This is a genomic window from Olleya sp. UBA1516 (assembly GCF_002323495.1).
In the GTDB taxonomy this organism is placed as follows: domain Bacteria; phylum Bacteroidota; class Bacteroidia; order Flavobacteriales; family Flavobacteriaceae; genus Olleya.
In genome coordinates this window covers 79,716-105,990 of record NZ_DCQO01000016.1, presented here as the reverse complement: position 1 = coordinate 105,990, position 26,275 = coordinate 79,716, and the positions used below count along the sequence as shown (strand labels likewise).

Genomic DNA, 26,275 nt, shown 5'->3' with positions numbered 1-26,275 from the left:
AAGGCGAAGAATCTTTAAATGAAAAAAAACAAATCAATCATAGATAAATTAACTGCACTTTGGGCTTTAAATGAGTCCGGTTTGGGTGGCTTTTTGCACGTGTTTAATTCGCCATTTACAGGTTTAATTGTTGGCGGTGTTTCAATCTTGTTAATTAGCTTAATAGCCTTTTATGCTAAAAATAAATGGCAAGCTATTTTAAAAGCATTGGCTATTGTTTTGATTATTAAAATGGCGGTAAGCCCGTATTCTCCATTCGGAGCATATGTTGCAGTCAGTTTTCAAGCCCTTTGTGGTGCGTTTTTATTTTCTAATTTTTCTTGGAAAGGTTTTGTGATATTGGTTTTAGGGATAGTGACTTTTTTAGAGTCCGCATTGCAAAAACTAATAGTACTAACAGTAGTTTATGGTACTGGTCTGTGGGAAGCTATTAATATTTATGGGTCATGGGTTCAGAAAAAGTTAGACTTTGTCTCGGAAACCTCTACCACTTCTTTTTTAGTGACGTTATATCTAGTTGTATATGGTGTTTGTGGACTATTAGCCGGTTTATTTATTAAAAGTATTATTAAGATAATATCAAGAAAACCTGAAGTTGATTTTTATTTAGAAACAATGCCAAAAGAATCAGAAAGCACTAAACGAAAAGTGCCTTTTAAAACCAAGGTAATTTGGGTTTGGCTAATTACGGTTGCTGTAATTGTTTTGGGATTTTCAATATTTGGAGGCAATCTTTTTGGGTGGCAAAAGGCTATTTATATCGTATTCCGAAGCTTTCTTATTTTAATGCTTTGGTATCTGGTAATTGGTCCTTTTTTATTAAAATTGGTTCAGAAATTTTTAAGTAAAAAAGAATCTAAGTATCAAAAAGAGATTACAAATGCGATGGATTTGTTTCCTTATTTTAGACAGATTATTTCATTTACATGGAAACAAACGCAGCATTTAAAAGGATTCAACCGGTTTAAGTTTTTTATAGCCAATAGCATTTCTAATTGTATTCATTTTAAAATTCCTTCGGAATGATTTATATTCTCACAGGAGCAATACGATCCGGAAAAACAACAGCATTATTAAGCTGGTCTAAAAACAGAAAGGATGTTGATGGGCTATTGTGTCCCGATGATGTTAACGGAAAACGTTATTTTCTGAAATTAAAAAATAAAACAATTTTTAAGCTTGAAGCTGAAGCTGAAACAGAAGCTATAGTTGCAATAGGAAGCTTTAAGTTTTTACAATCGGCTTTTAATGAAGCTAATGACTATTTGATTTTAGAAGCTTCAAAAACAGAACCTAAATTTTTAATTATTGATGAAATTGGTAAGTTAGAATTAAAAAATGAAGGCGTACATGTTTCAACCGAAGCTTTGATTTCTCAGTTTAAATCAATTGGTAACACCCATCTTATTTTGGTTGTCAGAGATTATTTGCTGGATGCTGTTTTGGAGTATTATGACATTACTGAATGTTCTATTTTGACTACATCAGATTTAGAAAATTTGATTTAACTAAAAATAGTTTCGCCTAAAGCGTAATAAATTGCCATTATTGCGGAGTATATCGCGCTACCAAGAAAACGCCATTTTAATTTAAATCTATTCTGAATCAAGTAGTTTGCTAAAAAAGAAATTGGGATATTCACCAAAAAGGACCAAAAAGCAATTTCTATTAAATTAAAGCCAATGGAACTAAATTGTGCCGAAAATAATTTGATAAACAATAAATGTCTGGCAACCCAAAGTGGATTAAAATATGCTATGGCTAAACCTGTTTTGGATAATACAGCACGTGCACCTTTTAAGTCTTTAGTTTTTTTTACAATCCAATCAAAATAGTTTGGGATTTCAAACGCATAAAAAGTGGCGCCAACAAATGCCATTCCTAGTAGTCTGTGCCAAGAATATTCGTCAACAATTAAAGCTGCTATTGTGTCTCCTGCACTATAAATTAGTGCACCTTTAAGGATGTTTTGTGTTTTGTAATGTAGTGCGATAAGGCTTAATTATTTTTGGTATAAACCAGTTAATACCTTTTCAGGTGTCATTGGTGCATGAAATTGCAAGTCGTAGTTTGGATTAAAAGCTTTTATGGCATTTTGAAGTGCAAAATAAGCACCAATCCCATACATTAAAGGAGGCTCTCCCACAGCTTTAGATTTTAAAATAGCCATGTCGTTTCCTTCCGTTTCCACAGGAATAACCTCTACTGTTTTTGGTACAGAAAAAATATCTGGAATTTTATAGGTGGATAGTGCGTTAGACAATAATTTTCCTTCTTTATTATAAGCAATCTCTTCCATGGTCATCCAGCCAATACCTTGTATTAAAGCGCCTTCTACTTGACCTAAATCAATACCTTCGCTCATGCTTTTTCCGTAGTCATGTACAATTTTTACACTGTCAAAATCATAAGTACCACGCATACAATCTATAGTTGTTGTTGTAATTGCGGTTCCGTAAACGTGATACGCAAACGGATGTCCTTTTTCTTTAGTTTTATCAAAGTGAATTTCTGGAGTCGCATAATGTGCGTTTTCAGTTAAAGCAACACGTTTTAACATGGCTTTGCTTACTAATTCGGTCCAAGTTAAATCGGATTTTTTGTTATTGACATAAACAGATTCTTCTTGTAAAGTAATATCTATTTCTGAAACTTCTAAGTCTTCCGAAGCCACAATTTTTAATCTTTCAACTAAAGCGTTACACGCCATTAAGGTTGCTTTTCCGTTTAAATCTGCGGTAGAACTGGCAGCAGAAGGCGACGTATTGGCAACACGCGTTGTATTAGTTGTTTCTATTTTAATTTTTTCAATAGGAATAGAAAACACATCTGCAGCAATTTGCATCATTTTGGTGTTAACACCTTGTCCCATTTCTACAGCAGCAGTACTAATACCAACGCTTCCGTCTAAATAAATATGAACCAAAGCACGTGCATGATTCATTGGTGTGTTTGTAAACGAAATACCAAAAGTAATAGGCATAAACGCTATTCCTTTTTTGAAACTTGTATTGTTTTTATTGAAATTTTCAACCTCTTGTTCTAAGACTTCAATATTAAATATGTTTTTAGCAGAATGCCATGTGTTTTTGGCTTCTACTTTTTTTGCAATTTGTCCATAAGAAAACGTGTCGTTTTCATCTAATAAATTAATTTCTTGAATTGTTCTAGCCGAAACTCCAATTTGGCTAGCAGCTTTTGCAATAGCAGACTCGATTACAAACATGCCTTGTGGTCCACCAAAACCTCTAAAGGCTGTGTTTGGAGGCAAGTTGGTTTTACAACTCAACACTTTTGTTGTTACATTAGGTATGTAATAACTGTTAGTGGCATGAAACAAAGTGCGCTCTGCAATTGCAGGAGATAAATCTGCTGCTGCACCAGAATTTTGTAAAAACTCGGTTTGATATGCTAGTATTTTTAGGTCTTTTGAAAGTCCAATTTTATATGTGCTTTCATAAGGATGGCGTTTTCCTGTCATGCGTAAATCATCATGACGATTTAATATCAGTTTTACGGACTGATTTAAGTGGTGCGCAGCCAAAGCAGCCATTACAGCCCAAGGTGTTGCTTGATCTTCTTTACCGCCAAATCCGCCTCCAAGTCGTGTTACATCAACTTCAATTTTATGCATCGCAATGCCTAACACTTTAGCAATTGTTTTTTGCACAGCTGTTGGTCCTTGGGTGGAGGAAGTTACTTTTATGTTTCCGTTTTCTTGTGGTTCTGCGTAAGCACCTTGTGCTTCAATATATAAGTGTTCTTGTCCGTTAGAAAATGTTTCACCTTCAAAAACATAGTCACAGTCTGCAAATGCTTTTTCAGTATCACCAAGACTAAAAGAGCGTGGCGCATTAATAAAACTGCCTTTTGCTTTGGCTTCTTTAGCAGTTGTAATTACCGGTAAGTCTTCTATTTCAATATCAATTAAACTACGTGCTTTTCTTGCAATAAATTCTGATTCGGCAACAATTAATGCAATTGGCATTCCCCAGAAATGGACATCGTGTTCTGCAAATAAAGGTTCGTCAGGAATTATACCACCAATTTCATTTTCGCCAGGAATGTCTTTATAAGTAAAAATGCGTGCGACACCTTCCAAAGCTTCAGCTTTTGAATAATCAATACGTTTTATTTTACCGTGTGCTTTTGGCGAATCAAATACGACTGCATGAAATGTACCTTGTCTAATATTAACATCGTCAACATACAACGATTCTCCACGAACATGCGTGTACGAGTCTAAGTTTTTGATGCTTTTTTTTAGTGAAACTGAAACAGCGTCTAGTTTTGTATCTAGGATTTTATTGTCTGTGTTTTTATGCATGTTGAATAAAATCTTTTAAGGTGAATTGCTCCGAGAACAAGGTAGTAAAATGAGCAAAGAATAATTGCCTAGCCAACAAACGCTTATAGTCGCTTGTGCCACGCACATCGCTAATTGGACTGACTTCTTTTTGAAGTATTTGATTAGCTTCAATTATAGTGTCTAAAGTCAAAGACTTATTAACTAAAAAGGCTGAGGTTTCGTGCAAGTATTTTGGAATTGCAGCAACACCTCCAATAGATACATGTGCTTCCAATATAACATTGTTTTCAATCGTAATATGTATTGCAGAATTGACACTGGCAATATCCAAATGCGTCCGTTTACAAACCTTTTCAAAGTTGAAATACGACTGTTTTGATGGTAACTTAAATTGAATACTTTTTAAAAGTTCTTCCTCTTTTAAATCGTAAGTTTTATACCCTTTGTAAAAGTTTTTAAGAGCAATTGTGCGTTCTTTTTCTTCTGTATTTAATATTGTAATATTACTATTAAGCGAAAGGAAAAAGATAGTCATGTCTCCAATAGGAGAGGCATTAACTAGATTGCCTCCAAGCGACGCCATGTTTCTAATTTGTTCTGAAGAAACTAATTTTAAGTGTTTTCTTAAATTAGGTAACAGGGTGTTTAGTTTTTTATGATTCCATAAATCTGAAACTGTAGCATTGGTTCCGATCGTGCAAATACCGTTTTCAATTGTTATTCCTTTTAAATAGTCTTTTTCGGCAATTAGATGTACATCATTATCTGCTAAATTATCCGCTTGTTGGACGTATAAATCGGTTCCTCCAGAAACATATTTTCCTTTTGGTTGCTCTAAATCTTTAGTTTCAATGTCTTTTAAACGTTGTGGAATGCTTTTATAATATTCAGGAATAAATTGATTTTCAATTAACCAGTCAAACGTGGTGTTTGTGTTGTTGTTTAGTTTTTTTACAACTTGATGTGCTGCTTTTTCAATTGCTTTATATCCTGTGCACCTGCAAATGTTTCCGCTTATAGCGTCAATTGCATTTGTGTAATTTTTATCGGAATTTGATAATGCAAATCCTGTTAAGGCAACCACAAAACCAGGTGTGCAAAATCCACATTGTGTGGCGTAATTTGCTTTCATGGCTTCTTGAGCTGTGGTTAATTTGTCTTTAAGATTTGTGCCTTCAATTGTAACAATATGTTTGCCATGTGCATTTCCTAAAGGCGAAATACACGAGGTAATACTTTGGTATTCCATGGTGTTACCATTGTGTGTTCCTACTAAAAGGGTACATGCACCACAATCCCCTTCACGACAACCAATTTTTGTTCCTGTTAAACGTTGTTGATAACGCACAAAATCCAATAAAGTGGTTCCGGAATGTTCCGAGGTTTTAATGGTTTTGTTATTTAGGATGAAGGTTATCATGTGGTTTGTTTTAATTGATTTTTAATTATAAATGAATTAAAAATGTAATGAGGTCGTCACTTCGAGTGAAATTCCCTTTTCGGAATTTTGTATCGAGAAGCTCTTTTTTGAAAATGTTCTCGATACATTTCGACAAAAAGTCGAAACACTCGAACTGACGTCATTGTTTATTTAGTATTCAGTTTTATCAATTTTTTTAGTCCATTCTTGAAAAGGCTCTAACGCTATTTCGCGAGCTAATTGCTCAAATGGGATGCTTCTTTCTGCGTATGGTAATGGGATTTCTTTGTAAATAAATTCGTCATCAAAACCAATATTTGCAGCATCTACTTGATTACTTCCGTAATATACTTTGTCTGGTCTAGCCCAGTAAATTGCGCCTAAACACATTGGGCAAGGCTCGCAAGAGGTGTAAATCTCACAACCGTCTAATTGAAACGAGTCTAGATTTTTACAAGCATCTCTAATAGCAGTAACTTCTGCATGTGCAGTTGGATCGTTGGTAGAAGTTACTTTGTTGTTTCCGCGTCCTACAATTTTTCCGTCTTTAACAACTACGCAACCAAATGGTCCACCTTCGTTGTTGTTCATTCCTTTTAAAGCTGCGTTTACAGCTTCTTTCATAAATTGATCTTTATTACTCATACTATTTTTAATTTTTTAAGTTGAAAAAAGTAGCATTAGCTAATATACTACTTTTTTATAGTGAATTATTAATCTTTGGTTAGTTCTTAAAACCAAAAAACCCGATTCAGATGAATCGGGTTTTTAGTGGTGGTGCCTCCAGGAATCGAACCAGGGACACAAGGATTTTCAGTCCTTTGCTCTACCAACTGAGCTAAGGCACCAGTAGCAATAAATTGCGAGTGCAAATATAGTTTCAATTTTAGAACTACCAAACAAAAAATCAAAAAAATTACAATGTTTTTTTACTTTTGTTTCTTTTGAAGGCTTATTTGTCTCAATTTCAATATTATAATATTATTAATACTTTTTAATACAATGGTTTTGTAGATTTACCATTTTTAAATGTAGAATGAATTTAGTAGTAGATGTAGGAAATACCCGAACTAAACTAGCTGTATTTGATAAAAACAACATGATAACTGTTGTTATTGTTGAGCAGTCAGAAGTTTTAGATGGTATAAAAGAATTAAGAAAGTCTTATAACCAATTGCATTTAGCAATTATATCATCGGTTGGTGTTATAGATCAAGCTGTTGTTAATTATTTGAACCTACATTTTATTTTATTGGTATTAAGTCATGAAACGCCTTTACCATTCAATAATCTGTATGCGACTCCAAAAACATTAGGCATTGATAGAATAGCATTAGTTTGTGCCTCTGTGCAACAATTTGCTAATAAAAATGTTTTAATAATTGATGCAGGTACTTGTATTACGTATGATTTTATAACTAATACAAATGATTATTTGGGAGGTTCAATTTCTCCGGGAATAAGAATGCGTTATAAAGCATTACATAATCAAACCGCTAAATTACCATTGTTAGAAACACAGTTTCCGGAACATTTTATAGGAAACTCGACAATAAACGCAATAAATAGCGGAATAGTTTATGGTGTTTTAAGTGAAATAGATGGAATAATAGAACGTTATAGTGCTGATTATTCAGATTTAACAATAATTTTAACAGGAGGAGATACTAATTTTTTGTCTAAACAATTAAAAAGTAGCATATTTGCCAACTCAAATTTTCTTTTAGAAGGTTTGAATTTCATATTACAATACAACACAAACGGATGATAAAAAAACTTGTATTAGTTTTTATTGCAGTTTTTGCAATTCAAAGTTACGGACAGGAGGGAACAGCTTCACCATATTCTTTTTATGGTATAGGAAGCTTAAAATTTAAAGGATCGGTTGAAAATCGTAGCATGGGAGGGTTAGGTGTTTACAAAGATAGTATTCATATTAATTTTTCAAATCCATCAACTTATGGTGGTAACAATCTTGCAACTTTTAATAATGAAACAAGACCAGTAAAATTTACAGTTGGAGGAAGCCATACAACTACTGATCTAAAATCTGATAATGGAAGTGATAGTGCTACAAGTACTACTTTTGATTATTTAGCTTTAGCTTTTCCTGTAGGGAAATTTGGTTTTGGTTTTGGACTACTACCTTATTCCTCTGTTGGGTATGAGTTAGAAACTCGTAATGCCAATGATATGGTTGATTACAGATATGCAGGAGAAGGAGGTCTAAATAAGGCTTTTTTAGCTTTAGGATATCAAGTTAACAAAAGTCTTAGTGTAGGTGTACAGATGGATTATGATTTTGGTAACATCCAAAACAATACAATTAATGTATTGTATAATGACGCTGATGAGCCACTACAATATTACTCAGAAGAGAGTAATAGATCAGATTTAAGTGGTTTAAATTTTAATTTAGGAGTGCATTACCAAAAAATGATTTCGCCTAAATTAGAGTATCAAGGATCTATGACTTATACACCAGAGATTAAATTGACGTCTCAAAACCAACGCTCAATATCTACAATTGATGTCTCTTCTGGTTTAACAAATCAAATTGATGTAGACTTATCTGCAACTAATTTAAAAGAAACAGAATTAACTTTGCCTTCTAAATTTACTATTGGATCTGGTATTGGTCAGCCTAGAAAGTGGTTTGCTGGTTTAGAATATACTTCACAAAATACAAGTGAATTTTTTAATCCTTTGTATGATAATGTTGGAGCAACGTTTGAAGATGCATCAAAATTATCTTTAGGAGGATTTTATATTCCTGAGTACAATTCGTTTTCAAGCGGTTGGAAAAGAGTTACTTATCGTGCAGGTATGCGTTTTGAAAATACAGGGTTAATTATAAATGATGAGTCGATAAAAGAGTTTGGCATGTCTTTTGGAGTAGGAATACCAGTTGGAGTTTGGTTCTCTAATGCTAATTTAGGAGTAGAGTTTGGACAAAGAGGTACAACCACTGCTAACTTAGTAAAAGAAAACTTTGTTAACTTCCAATTAAGTTTATCACTAAATGATAGATGGTTTAATAAAAAGAAATATAACTAACAGCATAAAATTAAAGATTATGAAAACTAAAATCACTTTATTAATAGCCCTGTTTTTGGGTCTGTCAGTCGGATTTGCTCAAGATGAGCAAGAATGTATGACTAAGTTGTCCTTAATGACTGAAGCTTCAAAAGCTAAAAATTACGAAGCTGCTTACCCATATTTTATGGAGTTAAGAAAAGACTGTCCAAAATATAACAAAGCGATTTACGTGTATGGAGAAAAAATATTAAGTCACTACATAAAAAAATCTACTGGAGCAGAAAAATTAGGTTATGTAAATGATTTAATTTTAATGTTTGACGAGAGAATGGCAAACTTTGCAAGTATTTCTCCTGTTGGAGAGTATCAAGCAGAGCAATGTCAACTAAAGTATGATAACAAAGAAGCTTTAGGTTTAACAGATCAAGATGTTTTTAATTGTTTTGATGCTGCGTATAAAGCAGACAAGGATAGCTTTAAAAGTGCTAAGAGTTTATATGTTTACTTTAAGTTAATGGTTAGCTTATATGATTCTGGAAACAAAACTGCACAAGACTTATTTGATAAGTATGATGATGTTGCCGAAAAAATTGAAGAAGAAACTGCATTTAACGCTAAAAAACTTAATGAGTTAATCAATAAGGAAGATTCTGGTGTGGCTTTAACTAAAAAAGAAGGTCAATACAAAACATATTATAGCGCAATGGTTGATGCTTTTGATAATGTACAACTTGGTGTTGATAAAGAATTAGGAGATAGAGCAAACTGTGAAAACTTAATTCCGTTATACCAAAAAAATTACGAAGCAAACAAAACAAATGCAGTTTGGTTACAACGTGCAATGAACAAGTTATACGAAAAAGGATGTAAAGAAGATCCAATGTTTGTAACTATTGTAAAGCAAAAAAACACAGTACAACCAGATGCTAGTACATCTTACTACTTATATGTTATTACAGGAGAGCAAAAGTATTTAGACCAAACTATGGACCTAGAAACAGATCCATTTAAAAAGGCTAAATTATATTACAAAGCTGCTTCAGACTTTAAAAAGAGTGGAAGTTATGGTAAGGCAAGACAATATTACCAAGAGTCTTTAAATCTTAACCCATCTAACAAAAACCCTCACTTACAGATAGCATCAATGTATGCAAGTAGTGCAAACAGTTGTGGTGATACAAACTTTAACAAAAGAGCTGTGTTCTGGTTAGCTGCTAACGAAGCTGCTAAAGCTGGTGGAGCAGGATCTAAATATGTAGAAAGCTACAACGCTAAAGCACCTACTAAATCAGAAATATTTGCTGAAGGTAATGCTGGTCAAAGTATTAAAATTGGATGTTGGATAGGTAGAAGTGTAACAGTACCAAACCTATAATGCAAAACATTAAATTACATATATTAAAAAACTCAGTCATAGCATTAGCTATGACTTTGTTTTTTGCATGTAAAAACAATTTAGACGATGTAAAAAAAATGGGTATGTCTGCTAATGATCCAGTAGGTGTATCGGATAGTATTAATGTTAAATATACAGACTCAGGTCGTCTAGCAGCAAATTTAGTTAGTCCTAAAATGTATGATTTTAGTAATAGGGCTTTTTCTTATTCAGAGTTTCCAGAAGGTGTTGTTTTGCATTTGTATGATAAAAACCGAGCTAAGACTACTATTATATCAGATTACGCAATACTTTATGACAACACCAATCTTATTGATTTAAGAGGTCATGTTATTGCAGCTACTTCAACAAATGACACCTTGTTTGCAGAGCAATTATACTACGATCAAAGTAAACAATGGTTATTTACTAATCTGCCAGCAACATACAGAGCCAAAGGATATGTAACTAGCGGAATGGGATTTGATTCTGACAGAGACTTCAAAAAAGCAGAAGTTTTAGGTGTTACAGGTCAATTTGCTGTTCAAGAATAATATTTCCTTTCTAATAAAAAGAATACTTTTTTAGTATCTTTACTTATCAATTTATATTTAAATGAAAACTTTTAAATTTTTTCAATACGCTTATTTAGTATTTGCAGTACTTTTTCTTTACGATGCAATTGCAAGTTGGGGAGAAACTAGAGCATATATGTCTCTTTTATTAGGTGTAACAGCAGTGTTTATGTTCTTTTTCAAAAAAAGATTTAATAAAAAGTTCGAAAATCAAGATCGTAAGTAGATGCTTAGCTCAATACTTATAATTGTTACGTGCTTATTATTATCAGCTTTTTTTTCAGGAATGGAGATCGCATATGTATCGTCCAATAAAATCCATATTGAAATAGAAAAAAAGCAAGATGGTTTTTTAGCTAAAATTTTATCTAAAATAACAGCTAAACCATCAAAATTTATTGCAACAATGCTTATAGGTAACAATATAGCATTGGTTATTTATGGTTTTTTTATGGGTGATTTGCTTATGGGTTGGTTTCAAAGTATGTTGCCAACAGACAATGCATTGGCCTCCTACATGTTAGTAGATTTAAGTTTATTGTCTCAAACCATATTATCCACGTTATTAATTTTATTTACTGCCGAGTTTTTACCAAAAGTATTTTTTCAGATATATTCTAATACACTATTAAAAGTATTAGCCTTTCCAGCTTATATTTTTTATGTGATGTTTAGTTGGGTGTCCGACTTTGTTATTTGGATCAGTGATGTGGTTTTAAAAAAATTCTTTAAAACAGAAGGCGACCAAGTACAATTAGCATTTACAAAAGTTGAGTTAGGTCACTATATTAGTGAGCAGATGGAAAGCATCGAAGAACATGAAGATATAGATTCCGAAATTCAAATTTTTCAAAATGCTTTAGAGTTTTCAGAAGTTAAAGCAAGAGAGGTTATGGTACCTCGTACAGAGATTATAGCCTTAGAGCTTCAAGATACAATCCAAGACCTTAGCGCATTGTTTACTGAGACAGGATGTTCTAAAATATTGATATATAAAGAAACTATAGACGATGTTTTAGGCTATGTACATTCTTTTGACTTATTTAAAAAGCCAAAAAATATTGGTTCTATGATTATGCCAATAGAGTTAGTTCCGGAAACGATGTTAGTTAAAGATATACTTAACGTTTTAATTAAAAAACGTAAAAGTATAGCTGTAGTAGTGGACGAGTATGGTGGAACTTCTGGTATAATGACAGTGGAGGATATTGTTGAAGAGTTGTTTGGAGAAATAGAAGATGAGCATGATACTATTGACTTAATTGAAGAACAAAAGGATGCAACAACCTATGTTTTTTCAGCAAGGATAGAAGTAGATTATCTAAACGAAACGTACAAGTTAAATTTACCAGTAGGAGAAAACTACGAAACCTTAGGAGGTCTAATTGTAGATCATACCGAGGAGATTCCGCAGCAAAATGAAGTTGTTTCGACAGAAAAATTCAACTTTAAAATCTTAGAAGTTTCAAACACCAAAATTGACTTAGTAGAACTTCAAATTAAAGAAGAAGACTAATATTTTAAGATAAATACTAACTATTTTACTAACAGTATTTTTAATTAATATATTTATTATAATAAAGTGCTTTTATTATTGAATAGAAAATGGTATTTTCGCCCACTATATTTCACAAAATTTATCACAAAAAATGGCAATTTTAAATAAAATTAGACAAAAAACGGTTGTATTAATCTTAGTTATTGCATTAGCGTTATTCGCTTTTATTTTATCAAGTTTATTTGATAATAAAGATGCATTATTTTCTAAATCTCCAGATGTTGTAGCAACAATCAATGGTCAAGACATTTCAAGAGAAGAGTTTTCTAACCTTGTAGAGTTTCAACAAAGACAAATGGGACCAAATGCAACAACTAGTCAAGTCATGAATAGTGTGTTTGAGACTAAAGTGAGAGAAGCAGTAATGAATGGTCAAATTGAAAAATTAGGAATGACTGTGGAGTCTGAGCAGATGCGTGACCTTATTAAAACATCTTACGGAACAGATCCTACATTTTTAAACGAAGATGGTGTTTTTGATGATTCTAAATTAAAGTTGTTTATAGATAATTTAAAAAGCTCTTCAGCTGAAGCTTACCAAAATTGGTTATCAACAGAGCAATCTTTAGCTACAAATGCTTTACAATCTAACTACTTTAACATGGTTAAAGCTGGTACTACTGCAACATTAGCAGAAGGACAGTTAGAGCATAAGTTAGAAGGAGAAAAAGTTGATATCAATTATGTACAAGTTCCTTACACATCTATTCCAGACACAGAAGTTAACGTATCGCAATCAGATATTAAAAACTACATAAACAAAAATCAAAAAGCTTATCAAACTGAAGCTAATAGAAATTTTCAATATGTGTTTTTTAAAGAAGTTGCCTCTTTAGAAGATGAAAACGAAATCAAAAATGAACTTAACGGTTTACTTAAAGATAAAGAGGTTTATAACGAAGCGACTAAAGCTACAGATAACAAATTAGGTTTTGTTAATACTAAAGATGTAGAAGGTTTTGTAAACAGTAACTCTGATGATTTAAAGTTTGTAGACAAGTACCAATACAAATCTAGCTTACCAGCAACAATTGCAGACACCATCTTTAATTTAGAAGCTGGAAAAACTTACGGTCCATATAAAGACGGTAACTATTATAAAGTAACTAAAGTTTTAGATTATAAAAAATTAGCAGATTCAATCGAGTCTAGCCATATTGTAATTCCTTTTGTTGGAACAACAAGAGCAGCAGCTGATGTTACTAGAACTAAAGAAGAAGCTAAAGCAATGATCGATAGTATCTTTCCTTTAGTAAAAAATGATAAAACTAAATTTGCAGAAGTAGCAAATGAAATTAACTCTGACGGAACTAAAGGTAAAGACGGAAGTATTGGTTGGACAAGATTAACAACTTATAATCCTGCAAGTTTTGACCCTGACTTTGCTAATTTCTTATTTTTTAATGAAACTGGAAGTATAGACGTTGTTTTAACAAAGTTTGGTTACCATATTATTAGAGTAGACGATAAGAAAAATGTTGAAACTGCTGCTAAATTAGCAACAATTGCTAGAAAAATAGAGCCTTCTTCTAAAACAGAAGACAAAATATTTGCTGATGCATCTAATTTTGAATTAGCAATTGCTAAAGGAAACTTTGCAGAAGTGGCTAAAAATGCAAACTACGAAGTACGTCCAATGACAGCTAACGAGTTAGACGAAAGTATTCCTGGATTAGGAAATCAACGTCAAATTGTACGTTGGGCTTTTGAAGATGCAACTGCAGTTGGAGACTACAAGCGTTTTGATAACGTACCAGGAGGAATTGTAATTGCACAATTAACTGGTAAGCAGGAGAAAGGATTAATGAGTGTTGAAGATGCTTCAGTTACTGCATTGCCAGCAATTAGAAAAGAGAAAAAAGCTAAAATGATAATGGACAGAGTTAACGCTTCAACATTAGCAGATTTTGCTGCAGCAGAAAGCCAAACGGTTAAATCATCTTCAGCAATAAACATGAAAAACCCAACAATTGCGGGAGCAGGAAAAGAGCCAATGGTTGTAGGTACTGCTTTTGGATTAAAAGAAGGTGTAGCTTCTAAATTAATAAAAGGAAACACAGGTGTGTTTATGGTACAGGTTACTAAAAAGACACCAGCTGTAGAATTAGAAAACTATTTACCATTTGCTAATCAAGTAAGTGCACAAAAGTTAAGTGCAGTACAAACTAGATTATACAGTGCTTTAAAAGAGTCTGCAGAGATTGAAGATTTTAGAGCTAAAACAGTACAATAAACAACTATAGTTTACATATTAAAAAAGCCTCTTAAATTATTAAGAGGCTTTTTTATGCCTTATTTTTATAAGACCATGTCTTTATATTTTAATATAGTATTAAAACCTTTAGCTTTAAAATAGTCTGTTGGATTAGTTGTACTTGCGACTAAAATAAAATCGCCTCCCCAAGCACCCAAACTTTTAATACTACCATCAAAATCGCTAAAAAGGGTATCCTTAACTTTAGTTTGATTTGTTATAGTACTTATAATGGTTTCGTGCTGTTCTATTAAATTTTTTAAGTCTTCTAGTGTTTCGCTTTTAATAACATTAACTGTTATGGCATTAATAGCTTTTATTGTATTTGCTAAGTCGTGTTTGTTAGCTTTATAATGTGCAATACCATCACGACTATTTTGTTTTTTATTTAAATGAATAAAATATAAGTTTTCAAAAAAGTCAGGTTTAAAGTCTAATGTATTTATTACAGGTAGGTTGTTTGTTAATTGATAAACTATAGCTTTGCTATTTTGTGCACAAGCAATATCATAACCACTACCTCCAAAGGTTAAGTTTAATAATTGGTATGGATCTACGTTAGCCCATTGCGCTAAATTATTTATTAAAGTAGACGATGTGCCCAATCCCCAATTTTTAGGAAACTCAAGTATTGTAGTTATTTTAAAACCTGTTTTACAAGTTAAAAATTCAGGGTTTAACTGCTTTATAGCCTTTAGGATTTGAATTAGCCTATCAGAGATAGGATTACGAGAAAGGTAACCGTCTTTAATTTCATTTAAACTAAATATATCTTCAAACCAAATGGCGTTGTTGTGGTCCAAACTTGTCCATATAATTTGAGGTTCATCAATAGACTGCACTGTTAATTGTTGACCAAATTTAGTGGGAACAGCTAACGCTTTAGCGCCATCAAGTACAACATACTCTGCAGTAAGTAATAATTTTCCGTGACTATAAAAGGTTTGCATTATTGTCTTAGTTTTTCAATAGCTTTTACAACAGCACTATGTGTAACTACGTTAGTTTTAAAGTGATTTACAATCTGCTCTTTTTCAGAAGGTGTTGCTTCAAACTGATTTAATATATTCATTAAATGCATTTTCATGTGTCCTTCTTGTATGCCAGTTGTGGTTAAGCTTCTTAAAGCCGCAAAATTTTGCGCTAATCCTGCAACAGCTACAATTTGCATTAATTGTTTTGCAGTAGGTTTGTATAAAATTTGTAATGCTAGTTTGACTAAAGGATGTAAGCTTGTTAAACCGCCAACAGTACCTAAAGCTAAGGGTATTTCCATCCAAAAAGTAAAGATGCCATCTTCAATTTTAGCATGCGTTAAGCTGCTATATTTTCCATCTTTTGCAGCGTAGGCATGTACACCAGCTTCTACAGCTCTAAAATCATTACCTGTAGCCAACACAACAGCATCAATCCCATTCATGATACCTTTGTTGTGGGTAACAGCTCTGTAAGGTTCGATTTCTGCAATATTAACTGCTTGTACAAATTTTTCAGCAAATGTATTTGGATCTATGTCTTTTTCAGCTAAAGCTTCAATTTTACAACTTACTTCAGCTCTAACTAAGCACTCAGGTACGTAATTAGATAAAATACTCATGACAATATTTATAGGCTGTTGTAAGTGATGATCAGCTTCATTTTTAAATGTTTTAGCAAATTGTTCTAAGCAAGAGTTTATAAAATTCGCTCCCATTGCATCTAAGGTTTCAAAAGTAGCATGCAGCTGATAGTAATTATCTAAATCGCTGGTTTTATCTCTTAATTCAATATCTAAAATACCACCACCACGTTTTTCCATATTTTTAGTAATGGATTTGGTGTCAGTTATAAGTTGCTGTTTTATAGTGTCAAAATAGTTTTTTAAATCACTATAACTTCCGGAATATGTAAAGTGGACTTGACCAATTTTAGTAGTAGATAAAACGGTAGCTTTAAATCCACCTCTGGTTTGCCAGAATTTTGCAGATTTACTAGCAGCAGCAACTACAGAGCTTTCTTCAATTGTCATTGGTATGGTGTAAATCTTGTCATTAATAACAAAATTTGGTGCAATTCCAAAGGGTAAAAAATAATTAGTTATTGTGTTTTCTATAAACTCGTCATGCAACTGTTGTAGCTTTTGATCGCTATTCCAATATTGCTTTAGGATGGTCTCAGCATCTTTATAGGCTGACAGGTGATTTTTAATTAGCCAATTAATCTTTTCAGCTTTTGATAATTTAGAAAATCCAGAAACGAGTGTGCTCATGTTATTATTTTTGAAATGCAAAGATACTATATACACTTTCAAATTATAGTAGTACGTGTAATATTGCTGATTTATCTGTTAATGTTGGCGGTTTTTTGGGTATTTTTTAGTAAACTTGACATCCTATTATTAAATAATTAATTTTAAATGAAGATTTTAAGAATCCTTTCCCTATTCTGCTTTTTGGCAAGTACATTTTTAACTGCTCAAAATAAGGAATTTACACTTGATGAAATATGGAGTGGTGCCTTTAGAACAGAAGGTTTAGACGCCTTACACTCTATGAATAATGGTCAACAATATTCGGTTTTAAACTTTGATCGCGCAAGTGGTACAACTACAATCGATATTTACGACTATAAGACTTTAGAAAAGGTTAAAACGTTAGTTAGCTCTAAGGATTTAGATTTAAAATATTTTTCTGATTATACCTTTAGCGAGGATGAAAATAAAATACTTTTAGCTTTTGACGAAGAATCTATTTTTAGACGTTCTTCATTAGGTAAATATGTGGTGTATGATGTGTCAGAAAAGTCTATCCATAGTGTCGCAAACCATAAAATACAAGAACCAACTTTTTCTCCAGACGGTAAAAAAGTAGCCTACGGTTATCAAAATAATTTATACGTTAAAAACTTAGAGACTAATAACGTTACACAATTGACTTTTGATGGCAAAAAAAATAAAATTATTAATGGTATTACGGATTGGGTTTATGAGGAAGAATTTGGTTTTGTTAGAGCATTTGATTGGAATGCAGATAGTAACAAAATAGCATTTATAAGATTTGACGAAAGTGATGTGCCTGAGTTTTCTATGGACGTTTACGGTAAGGATTTATATCAAACACAAACCGTTTTTAAATATCCAAAAGCAGGAGAACGTAATGCTGTAGTGTCCTTACATCTTTATGATTTAGATAAAAATAAATTGGAAGAAGTAAAAGTAAATAAAACTTACAACGACTTTTATATCCCTAGAATTAAATGGTCTCATGACGCTAATATGTTAAGTGCTATTTATATGAATCGTCATCAAAACGAATTAGATTTATGGATGATTGATGCTAGTCAAAACGAAGCGTATTTGGTTGTTGAAGAAAAGGATAAAGCTTATATAGATATTACAGACAATCTAACGTTTTTAAAGGATAAGACTTTTATTTGGACTAGCGAAAAAGATGGTTATAATCATGTGTATCATTATAGCAAAAAAGGAAAATTAATTAACCAGATTACAAAAGGTAATTGGGAAGTGACGGAGTATTATGGTTATGATAGTGCTTCAGATCGTATTTTTTATCAGTCAGTAGAAAACGGTAGTATTAACAGAGACGTTTATTCTATTAAATTAAACGGAACTCAAAAAAGAAGATTAACACAAAACGAAGGCACAAATAATGCAGACTTTAGTGCTAACTTCACTTACTTTATCAATACTTTTTCAAGTGCGACAACGCCATATTTATATACTTTAAATGATGCTAGTACAGGAAAAGTTTTAAAAACCATAAAAGATAATAAAGATTTAAAGGAAACTTTAAAGGCTTATACAATATCTGAAAAAGAGTTTTCTACTATTTCTGTAAACGGAAACGACTTAAACATGTGGATGATTAAGCCAGCCAATTTTGATGCTAATAAACAATATCCATTGTTTATGTTTCAATATTCAGGTCCAGGATCTCAACAAGTGGCTAATAAATGGCATAGCGCAAATGACTATTGGTATCAAATGTTGGCGCAACAAGGTTATATTATAGCTTGTGTTGATGGAAGAGGAACAGGTTTAAAAGGTGCAGATTTTAAAAAAGTAACTCAAAATGAATTAGGTAAATTTGAAGTAGAAGATCAAATTGAAGCAGCAAAATTACTAGGAGCTCGAGCATATGTTGATTCTAGCAGAATGGGAATTTGGGGATGGTCCTATGGTGGATTTATGTCAAGTAATGCGTTATTTAAAGGAAACGATGTGTTTAAAATGGCAATAGCTGTAGCACCTGTAACTAGTTGGAGGTTTTATGACTCTATTTATACAGAGCGTTATATGACAACACCACAAGAAAACGCAAGTGGTTACGATAACAACTCACCAATAAATCATGTAGATAAATTAGAAGGAGACTTTTTATTAATACATGGAACAGGAGACGATAACGTACACGTACAAAATACAATGCGCATGGTTGAAGCTTTAGTACAAGCTAATAAGCAGTTTGAATGGATGATATATCCAGACAAAAATCATGGTATTTATGGAGGTAATACAAGATTGCATTTATATACAAAAATGACAAACTTTATCAATCGCACTTTAGGCGATAAACTTTAATTAAACTAACTAATATTATAACTTATGGAATTTAAATTTGGAGGTTCAGAAACCAATCAAAAGACCGTTTTAGGTCATCCGTCTGGATTATTTGTACTCTTTTTTACTGAAATGTGGGAACGATTCTCCTATTATGGGATGCGTGCTTTACTAGTACTGTTTTTAACAAAGTCAATCCTTGAAGGAGGATGGGGTTGGGAGCGTGAAGATGCAACCTTAATGTATGGATGGTATATTGGATTGGTTTATTTAACACCAATAATTGGTGGTTATTTAGCTGATAAATTTTTAGGTTTTAGAAAGTCCGTTGTTATTGGTGCTTTAATAATGACTTTAGGACATGCTGCTATGGCTTTAGAGGGATTAACAGATATGTTTTTTTACATTGGATTAGTCTTTCTTATTTTAGGGAACGGTTTATTTAAGCCAAATATTTCTTCAATTGTTGGTCAATTATATAAAGGTCAAGGAAAAGAGAAAGATGCTGGTTACACCATTTTTTACATGGGAATTAATGCAGGAGCATTTTTAGGTATTCTTTTATGTGGTTACATAGGTGAGAAAATAGGATGGCATTATGGATTTGGATTAGCTGGTGTATTTATGTTTTTTGGAATGTTACAATTTTACTTTGCACAAAAAATATTTGGTAACATTGGATTATCTCCAAATAATAGTGAAGACCTTGACGATACATTAGAACATTCAATGGAAGCGATTGGAGATGATGTAGAAGATGTTATTGACGATGCTAAGTCGTCTAAAGTTACCAAAGACCGTTTGACTGTAATTGGTATTTTTGCTTTGTTTACAGTATTCTTTTGGTGGGCATTTGAGCAAGCAGGTGGATCTATGACCATTTTTGCAGCAGATTATACAGATCGTGCTTTAAGTGGAGAGTCTGCAACGGTTTTTAATATTGTTAATTCAATTATTACATTAGTACCTTTATTTGTTTTAACATGGGTTTTAGGAATGCTATTTAAGCAAACTTTTAAAAAGTATGCCTTATCAAATTTTTTCTTAGGATTTAGTTTTTTAATTATTTGGGTGATTGTTATTTGGATGTTATATAGAGAGTTTACATCTGAAGCTACTGAAGTTGCAGCATCATGGTTCTCTGTATTAAATTCATTATTCATTATATTATTTGCACCAGTATTTTCTAAAATATGGGAAAGCAAATACAACCCATCAGGACCAATCAAATTTGCTTTAGGGTTAATTCTTGTAGGAGTAGGTTTTGCTGCATTAGCATATGGAGCTTCAGGAATCCCAGATGGCGCAAAATCAGCTTCAGTTAGTATGATTTGGTTAATTATTGCTTTCTTATTGCATACTTTAGGAGAGCTTTGTGTATCTCCAGTAGGATTAAGTTATGTTAGTAAATTAGCTCCTGTAAAACTAGTAAGTATGATGTTTGGTATTTGGTTTATTGCAAACTTCTTGGCTGGTGTAATTGGAGGTTGGACAGCAAGTTACATGGATCCAATTATGGAAGATTACGGTTTATCAACATTCTTCTTAATCTTTACTTTAATTCCAATAGGAGCAGGTGTAATTATGCTTTTATTAAATGGTAAGATTAAGCGTATGATGCATGGTGTACAATAATTAACACTTAATATATTATTAAAATAAACGCCTCATATTTGAGGCGTTTTATTTTTTTGTAAATTTGGAACACTATTTGCGACTATAAAAGATATAAAATAAATACAATGAAAAACATATTTTTAGCCCTAACATTGTTATTAACAGTTAGTAGTTTTGCACAAGACAAAATTAACTGGGTAACACTTGAAGAAGCTGTTGAGCTTCAAAAAAAAGAACCTAGAAAAATAATGATGGATGCTTACACAGCTTGGTGTGGTCCATGTAAACTTTTGGATGCTAGAACTTTTACTAATAAAGACCTAATTGCGTATGTAAATAAGTATTATTATGCTGTGAAGTTTAATGCTGAGGGAAATGAAGAAATCACCTTTAAAGGAAAAACATATAAAAACCCGAGTTACAATCCAGCTAAAGCTAAAACTAGAAATTCTAGTCACGAGCTTTCACGTGGTTTAGGGATTAGAGCTTATCCAACGTTGCTGTTTTTTGATGAAGATGCACAGCTAATATCACCAATTACAGGATATCAAACACCACAAGCTTTAGAGTTGTATTTAAAAATGTTTCAATCTAATAAACATAAAGACATGAAAACTCAAGCAGATTTTGATGCCTATTACAAAGCCTTTAAAGCAACCTTTAAAAACAATTAAACCGTATTTAATAGTTTATAATATAAGCTCCTGTTTTACCTGTATGGTAAAACGGGAGTTTTTGTTTTAAACAAGTGGCTTCCCATCGATTTACATACGATCTATAATTATTTCCATCTGCTATTATAACCTTTGGTTTTAAGCTGTCAATTAATCGCTCTAGGTTTAATTTTGGAGATTGTGTTAATACAACATAATCTATTGTTATTCCTTTGACATTAAATATGGACAAACTATCAATAACTAATACATGTTTGTTGTCCAGTTTGTATAGGTTAGTTACAGGTTTTGAAGCTGATGTTTGTAATGCGTTTTTGACTGCATAGCTTCTAATTATAGAATTTGTTTCTGCTGTTTTTAATGTAGAAAAGGTTGCTAATTGATTGTTATGTTTTTTACCTAATAGTGTGTTTCTACTTTTATGAAATACAATAAATTGATTGCTTTTATTATTAAATTGGACAATGGTATAGGATAATTGTAAAACCAAGACCGAAATTAAGGTTAGTTGTAACCACCTATAATTCTTATAATGGTAAAGTGCATAAAGGCAAAATATAAAAATATAGGATACAATGACTTGAGCGATGGTAAACGGAATATCAATTATTAAAAAATCTTCCTGACTAGAAATCCATTCAAAAAAGGAATTCATCCAATTGATAACCATTCCAAAAGTGTCTGATAAAAATGTTTTAGGTAAACCAAATAGTGCTAATGTTATTACTAGTAAACCCAAACCTAATATGATACTTAAAAATGGAATTACAATTAGATTGGATAGCCAAAACAAACTAGGAAATTGATGGAAATAATATAGACTTATAGGAATAATTCCAAATTGAGCAGAAACAGTTACTGTTAAAGTTTGCCATAACAGCGTTACAATTTTGTATTTAGGTGTCCAAAGTTTTTCTAATATAGGCTGAAAACTAACGATTGCTATTACTGCAGCATAACTTAACTGAAAACCAACATCAAATAAAAAATTAGGTTTAATTAATAGTAAAATAAAAACAGAAACAGCTAAGGTGTTGTAGATGTTTGTCGGACGTTTTAAGTTAATACCTATAGCAACAATACTAAACATCGTTGTTGCTCTTATAATAGATGCAGAACCACCTGCAATTAAAGCATAGGTCCATAATAAAATAACGAGTATTATGGTTTTATAAAACTTCCCGTTTTTTAAACGTTCTACAGGTTTGAATACCAAATTTAGTATTAATAATATTATACCAACATGTAACCCAGAAACTGCCAATATGTGTATGGCACCTGCATTAGTGTAATTGTCATAAACTGCTTTTGTTATATTTTGTCTTTGCCCTAATATTAAGGCATTAATAATGGATAGCTGGTCATTTGTATATTGATACTTATCTAATTTGCTATTTATGTGATATCTTAATTTAGCTGCATATCCAAATAGGGTATGTGTTTTATTTTGAAGTTGTAGTATATTGGTGTGATCAGCATACAGCTGAAAGTGTACTTGCTGTTTTTCTAAATAATTTTTATAGCTAAATTGATCGGGATTTAAAGGCTTTTTAACGTCTACCAATGGTATGGCAGTCGTGTAAATAGCATCTATTGGTAATAAAGATTGTAGACTGTCTTTTTTAACGTTTAGCAAAGCTTTACCTATAACGTTATTGTTATTTATTTGAAGCAAGTCAATATAATAACGCTGACTATAAGCATTAGGTTTTAATAATTCTCTAATCCTAAAAGCTGTAGTAGTAGTGGAGGTATCTTTACTTATATAATTACTAAAGTGATTGGTTTTATTTAAATCTTCGTTACTATTAGATATAAAAAGACCAAATGCAACAAAAGTTAAGTAGATAATAGTGCCAAAAAGATAAATGTGGTTACTTTTCTTTTTGAAAATAAAATATAAAATAACGGAAAGCGCTGTAAGACTTATAGTTATAAACCAGCTATAAAGTACCGAAATACTTAGTATCTTAGAAAGTACTATACCAAGTATTAAGCAAATTGTAAATTTTATAATTGAAAAATGAAGCAATTTCATACTTCAATATAGTCAATTTCTTACAATAATCGTCGTGCTTGGACAAAAGCAAAGTACCAATAGCGTTCAGATAAAAGGGAAGTCATTACACCTTTACTTGTACTTGCATGAATAAACTCCACACGTCCTAATCTAGAAGACGTTACTAAACCAACATGGTTAACGGTTCTGCTGTTTCGTTTTGTGGCAAAAAACAGTAAGTCACCTTCTCTAACTTCTTTTACATCTATCCAGTCACCATGAGTAGCCATATCGCTTGAAGATCTTGGTAAACTAATATCTTCAGATTGAAATGCTGTATAGATTAATCCAGAGCAATCCATACCTTTTTTTGTAGTACCACCATATTTGTATCTAACACCTTCATAACTTTGTGCATTATTAATAATGCTTGCAATTAATGGATTGTTAACAGTTATGGCTTCCACAGATTGATTATCTTCTGATTGATCATCAGTTGATATGTCTCTAGTAGATTTTGTGCTGGTTTTTCTAGCAGGACCACGTCTAGCAGGTTTATTGTTGGTTTGGCTGATAACTTCAGATTCAGATTTTGTAGTGACAACACGCTTGCTTTTACTGCTTCCGCAAGACATTAATGTTGCTGTTATTAAAAGTAGGACAATTTTATTCATTTAATAATTAATCGTGTATGTAATTGTATATCAGTTTAGCTGTGTTTTCACTAGCACCTTTTCCACCTAATTTTTTTTCTAAGTCATAATAACTCATAAAATATTTAGTACGTTCATAGCTATCTAGTATAGTATCTAACTCTTTTTTTAGACGTTTAGTGTTAAAGTCACCCTGAATTAATTCGGTTACAACCTCTTTATCCAAAATTAAGTTTACTAAGCTAATGTAATCTAGGTTTACTACTCGTTTACCAATTTGGTAAGACACCCAACTCCCTTTGTAGCAAACTACCTGAGGCACTTTAAACAAAGCGGTTTCTAATGTTGCTGTTCCAGAGGTCACTAAAGCAGCAGTTGCAAGACTTAGTAAATCGTAAGTTTTATTGCTTATAAAATGGACATTACTTTGTTTAATAAAGGTTTTATAAAAGTCGTAATCCTGACTTGGTGCACCTGCAATTACAAATTGGTAGTCTGGATAGTCATCTACAACACTAAGCATTACGGATAACATTTTTGTTATTTCTTGCTTTCTACTTCCTGGTAATAGGGCAATAATTGGTTTTTCGCTTAAACCATGTGTTTTTCTAAACGTTTTATCGTCCACTTGTGTTTTATCTGCAATAGCATCAATTAATGGATGTCCAACAAAATGCACAGGATAATTATGTTTGTTTTCGTAAAAGTCTTTTTCAAACGGTAGGATCACATACATTTGGTCTACATCATGTTTGATAGCTTTAATACGACCTTCTTTCCAAGCCCAAATTTGAGGAGAAATATAATAATGTGTTTTAAAATTTTTAATCTTAGCCCATTTTGCAATACGTAGATTAAATCCAGGATAGTCAATAAAAATAATCACGTCAGGATTATAGTTTGCAATATCTGTTTTACAAAACGATAAGTTTTTGGCAATAGTCCTTAAATTCATGATCACTTCAGAAAATCCCATAAAAGCTAGAGCTTTATAGTGTTTTACCAATGTACCACCAACAGATTGCATTAAGTCGCCTCCCCAAAACCTAAAATCTGCTGTTGCATCTTGTTTTTGCAACGCTTTCATTAGGTTAGAGCCATGTAAATCGCCAGAGGCTTCGCCAGAAATAATGTAATACTTCAATTTATAATCTATTTATTATAATAATTAATCCAATTATTAGTGTGGCTATTAGCACACCTTTTGCCAAATCATCCTTTTTTTTGTTTAAAAATAGAAAAAACAAACCTAAGTTAAGCAAAGCGCCTAAGCTAACTATTTTGTCAACAAATTTAAACTGTATGGCTTTTTTAAAAGTCTCTTCAATGCCATATCTAGAAAAGAATGCGATGTACAGTAATACACCAATTCCTGTAGAAATCACACCTAAAATAAAGCCAAAAATAATGTGTTTTTTGTTATTCAAATTGCCACGTATTTAGTTCTTGCATGTAATGGTGCGCAGTTAAATCGTATTGTACAGGTACAACAGAAACATAACCTTCAGATAAAGCATATTCGTCAGTATCTGTGCCTTTATCGTAATTTACAAATTCACCAGTTAACCAATAGTAATCTCTACCTTGAGGTGTTTGTCTTTTATCAAATTTTTCTTTCCAATTAGCCCTTGCTTGTCTGCAAACTTTAATACCTTTTATATCCTTCTTTTTTAAAGCAGGAATGTTTACATTTAGTATCATACCATCAGCAATACCATGTTGTAAAGCATTTTTAGCTATTTGTTTAATGTATTTTTTAGAAGCTTCAAAATCTGCATCCCATTTGTAATCCAACAAAGAAAATCCGATAGCAGGTATACTTTCAATTCCTGCTTCAATAGCAGCACTCATAGTTCCAGAATATATCACATTGATGGAGCTGTTAGAGCCATGATTAATACCAGATACGCACAAATCTGGACGTCTGTCTAAAACCTCGTTAATTGCAATTTTAACACAATCTGCAGGTGTCCCAGAACAGCTGTATTTTAAAGTTTTGTCTCCTTTTTTAGAGACTTTATCTAAGTGTAGTACGTTGTTTAAAGTAATAGCATGACCCATTCCGCTTTGCGGACTATCTGGAGCTACAACAACGACGTCGCCTAGGGTTTCCATAACTTCAATTAAAGCTAAAATTCCTGGTGCAGTTATGCCATCATCATTAGTCACTAAAATTAGTGGTTTTTTACTCATAGTAGTCTATTAAATTACTTAGCTAAAATACATAATTTCTCCCGTATCTAC

At 32.2% G+C, this 26,275-nt stretch carries 23 protein-coding genes and 1 tRNA gene; 12 read left to right on the top strand and 12 right to left on the bottom strand.

The annotated features are described in order from the left end of the window. Positions 1-18 precede the first annotated feature (18 nt). Both B2989_RS09515 and B2989_RS09510 read left to right on the top strand, forming a co-directional pair. Entirely contained in the window at positions 19-1,026 is a 1,008-nt protein-coding gene (locus B2989_RS09515) for a hypothetical protein (protein WP_292947818.1), read from the top strand. Then, positions 1,023-1,508: a nucleoside-triphosphatase gene (locus tag B2989_RS09510; protein ID WP_292947815.1), complete on the top strand. Its 486-nt coding sequence runs from the start codon at positions 1,023-1,025 to the stop codon at positions 1,506-1,508. The genes B2989_RS09515 and B2989_RS09510 overlap by 4 nt, the downstream gene beginning before the upstream one ends. On the opposite strand, the gene B2989_RS09505 is transcribed toward B2989_RS09510, so the two are convergent. The 5 genes from B2989_RS09505 to B2989_RS09485 all read right to left on the bottom strand — a co-directional run bounded on the left by B2989_RS09505 (position 1,505) and on the right by B2989_RS09485 (position 6,577). Then, the gene (locus B2989_RS09505; protein WP_292947812.1) at positions 1,505-1,879 is read right to left on the bottom strand and encodes a hypothetical protein; all 375 of its coding nucleotides are present in this window, start codon (positions 1,877-1,879) and stop codon (positions 1,505-1,507) included. The genes B2989_RS09510 and B2989_RS09505 overlap by 4 nt on opposite strands. A gap of 123 nt (positions 1,880-2,002) precedes the next feature. Then, positions 2,003-4,327, bottom strand: coding sequence for a xanthine dehydrogenase molybdopterin binding subunit (locus B2989_RS09500; RefSeq protein ID WP_292947809.1), 2,325 nt, complete (start codon positions 4,325-4,327; stop codon positions 2,003-2,005). Beyond that, positions 4,320-5,729 carry an FAD binding domain-containing protein gene (locus tag B2989_RS09495; protein ID WP_292947806.1) on the bottom strand — a complete coding sequence of 470 codons (1,410 nt, stop codon included), beginning with the start codon at positions 5,727-5,729 and terminating at the stop codon, positions 4,320-4,322. Before B2989_RS09495 ends, B2989_RS09500 begins: the two co-directional genes overlap by 8 nt. A 171-nt stretch (positions 5,730-5,900) precedes the next feature. Beyond that, a complete protein-coding gene (locus tag B2989_RS09490) occupies positions 5,901-6,374 on the bottom strand; it encodes a nucleoside deaminase (RefSeq protein ID WP_145003773.1) in 474 nt (157 codons plus the stop codon). 127 nt (positions 6,375-6,501) lie between these two features. Continuing rightward, positions 6,502-6,577: transfer RNA gene (locus tag B2989_RS09485), tRNA-Phe, on the bottom strand. A 188-nt stretch (positions 6,578-6,765) separates the two neighbouring features. Between B2989_RS09485 and B2989_RS09480 the strand changes: the two genes are divergently transcribed. The 7 genes from B2989_RS09480 to B2989_RS09450 all read left to right on the top strand — a co-directional run bounded on the left by B2989_RS09480 (position 6,766) and on the right by B2989_RS09450 (position 14,509). Beyond that, positions 6,766-7,497 (top strand): type III pantothenate kinase, encoded by a 732-nt coding sequence (locus B2989_RS09480; RefSeq protein ID WP_292947801.1) that lies wholly within the window; start codon positions 6,766-6,768, stop codon positions 7,495-7,497. Beyond that, entirely contained in the window at positions 7,494-8,786 is a 1,293-nt protein-coding gene (locus tag B2989_RS09475) for a hypothetical protein (protein ID WP_292947798.1), read from the top strand. The genes B2989_RS09480 and B2989_RS09475 overlap by 4 nt, the downstream gene beginning before the upstream one ends. A gap of 19 nt (positions 8,787-8,805) precedes the next feature. Further along, entirely contained in the window at positions 8,806-10,143 is a 1,338-nt protein-coding gene (locus B2989_RS09470) for a hypothetical protein (protein WP_292947795.1), read from the top strand. Next, positions 10,143-10,697 (top strand): LPS export ABC transporter periplasmic protein LptC, encoded by a 555-nt coding sequence (gene lptC / locus B2989_RS09465; RefSeq protein ID WP_292947792.1) that lies wholly within the window; start codon positions 10,143-10,145, stop codon positions 10,695-10,697. Before B2989_RS09470 ends, lptC begins: the two co-directional genes overlap by 1 nt. A 61-nt stretch (positions 10,698-10,758) precedes the next feature. Continuing rightward, complete coding sequence (locus tag B2989_RS09460) at positions 10,759-10,944, top strand: hypothetical protein (protein WP_028283348.1); 186 nt, start codon at positions 10,759-10,761, stop codon at positions 10,942-10,944. Next, complete coding sequence (locus tag B2989_RS09455; RefSeq protein WP_292947785.1) at positions 10,945-12,234, top strand: hemolysin family protein; 1,290 nt, start codon at positions 10,945-10,947, stop codon at positions 12,232-12,234. Between the two features lie 133 nt (positions 12,235-12,367). Then, positions 12,368-14,509, top strand: a complete 2,142-nt coding sequence (locus B2989_RS09450) for a peptidylprolyl isomerase (RefSeq protein WP_292947782.1) — start codon at positions 12,368-12,370, stop codon at positions 14,507-14,509. Between the two features lie 65 nt (positions 14,510-14,574). Here B2989_RS09450 and B2989_RS09445 read toward each other — a convergent pair whose 3' ends face one another. After that, positions 14,575-15,480, bottom strand: coding sequence for a GYDIA family GHMP kinase (locus tag B2989_RS09445; RefSeq protein ID WP_292947779.1), 906 nt, complete (start codon positions 15,478-15,480; stop codon positions 14,575-14,577). Further along, positions 15,480-16,778 carry a hydroxymethylglutaryl-CoA reductase, degradative gene (locus B2989_RS09440; RefSeq protein ID WP_292947776.1) on the bottom strand — a complete coding sequence of 433 codons (1,299 nt, stop codon included), beginning with the start codon at positions 16,776-16,778 and terminating at the stop codon, positions 15,480-15,482. The genes B2989_RS09445 and B2989_RS09440 overlap by 1 nt, the downstream gene beginning before the upstream one ends. A gap of 147 nt (positions 16,779-16,925) precedes the next feature. On the opposite strand from B2989_RS09440, the gene B2989_RS09435 reads away from it, so the two are divergent. The 3 genes from B2989_RS09435 to B2989_RS09425 all read left to right on the top strand — a co-directional run bounded on the left by B2989_RS09435 (position 16,926) and on the right by B2989_RS09425 (position 21,379). Beyond that, the gene (locus tag B2989_RS09435; RefSeq protein WP_292947773.1) at positions 16,926-19,109 is read left to right on the top strand and encodes a S9 family peptidase; all 2,184 of its coding nucleotides are present in this window, start codon (positions 16,926-16,928) and stop codon (positions 19,107-19,109) included. Positions 19,110-19,133: 24 nt separating this feature from the next. After that, positions 19,134-20,723: a peptide MFS transporter gene (locus tag B2989_RS09430; protein ID WP_145003742.1), complete on the top strand. Its 1,590-nt coding sequence runs from the start codon at positions 19,134-19,136 to the stop codon at positions 20,721-20,723. A gap of 107 nt (positions 20,724-20,830) precedes the next feature. Next, entirely contained in the window at positions 20,831-21,379 is a 549-nt protein-coding gene (locus B2989_RS09425) for a thioredoxin family protein (RefSeq protein ID WP_292947765.1), read from the top strand. A 7-nt stretch (positions 21,380-21,386) separates the two neighbouring features. Here B2989_RS09425 and B2989_RS09420 read toward each other — a convergent pair whose 3' ends face one another. The 5 genes from B2989_RS09420 to surE are packed head-to-tail and all read right to left on the bottom strand — an operon-like array spanning position 21,387 to position 26,224. Beyond that, positions 21,387-23,417, bottom strand: coding sequence for a ComEC/Rec2 family competence protein (locus B2989_RS09420; protein ID WP_292947762.1), 2,031 nt, complete (start codon positions 23,415-23,417; stop codon positions 21,387-21,389). 20 nt (positions 23,418-23,437) lie between these two features. Then, positions 23,438-24,052 carry a C40 family peptidase gene (locus tag B2989_RS09415; RefSeq protein ID WP_292947758.1) on the bottom strand — a complete coding sequence of 205 codons (615 nt, stop codon included), beginning with the start codon at positions 24,050-24,052 and terminating at the stop codon, positions 23,438-23,440. 7 nt (positions 24,053-24,059) lie between these two features. Next, the gene (lpxB, locus tag B2989_RS09410; RefSeq protein ID WP_292947755.1) at positions 24,060-25,175 is read right to left on the bottom strand and encodes a lipid-A-disaccharide synthase; all 1,116 of its coding nucleotides are present in this window, start codon (positions 25,173-25,175) and stop codon (positions 24,060-24,062) included. Between the two features lies 1 nt (position 25,176). Further along, positions 25,177-25,458, bottom strand: a complete 282-nt coding sequence (locus B2989_RS09405; protein WP_292947752.1) for a hypothetical protein — start codon at positions 25,456-25,458, stop codon at positions 25,177-25,179. Continuing rightward, the gene (gene surE / locus B2989_RS09400; protein ID WP_292947749.1) at positions 25,451-26,224 is read right to left on the bottom strand and encodes a 5'/3'-nucleotidase SurE; all 774 of its coding nucleotides are present in this window, start codon (positions 26,222-26,224) and stop codon (positions 25,451-25,453) included. The genes B2989_RS09405 and surE overlap by 8 nt, the downstream gene beginning before the upstream one ends. Positions 26,225-26,275: the final 51 nt, after the last annotated feature.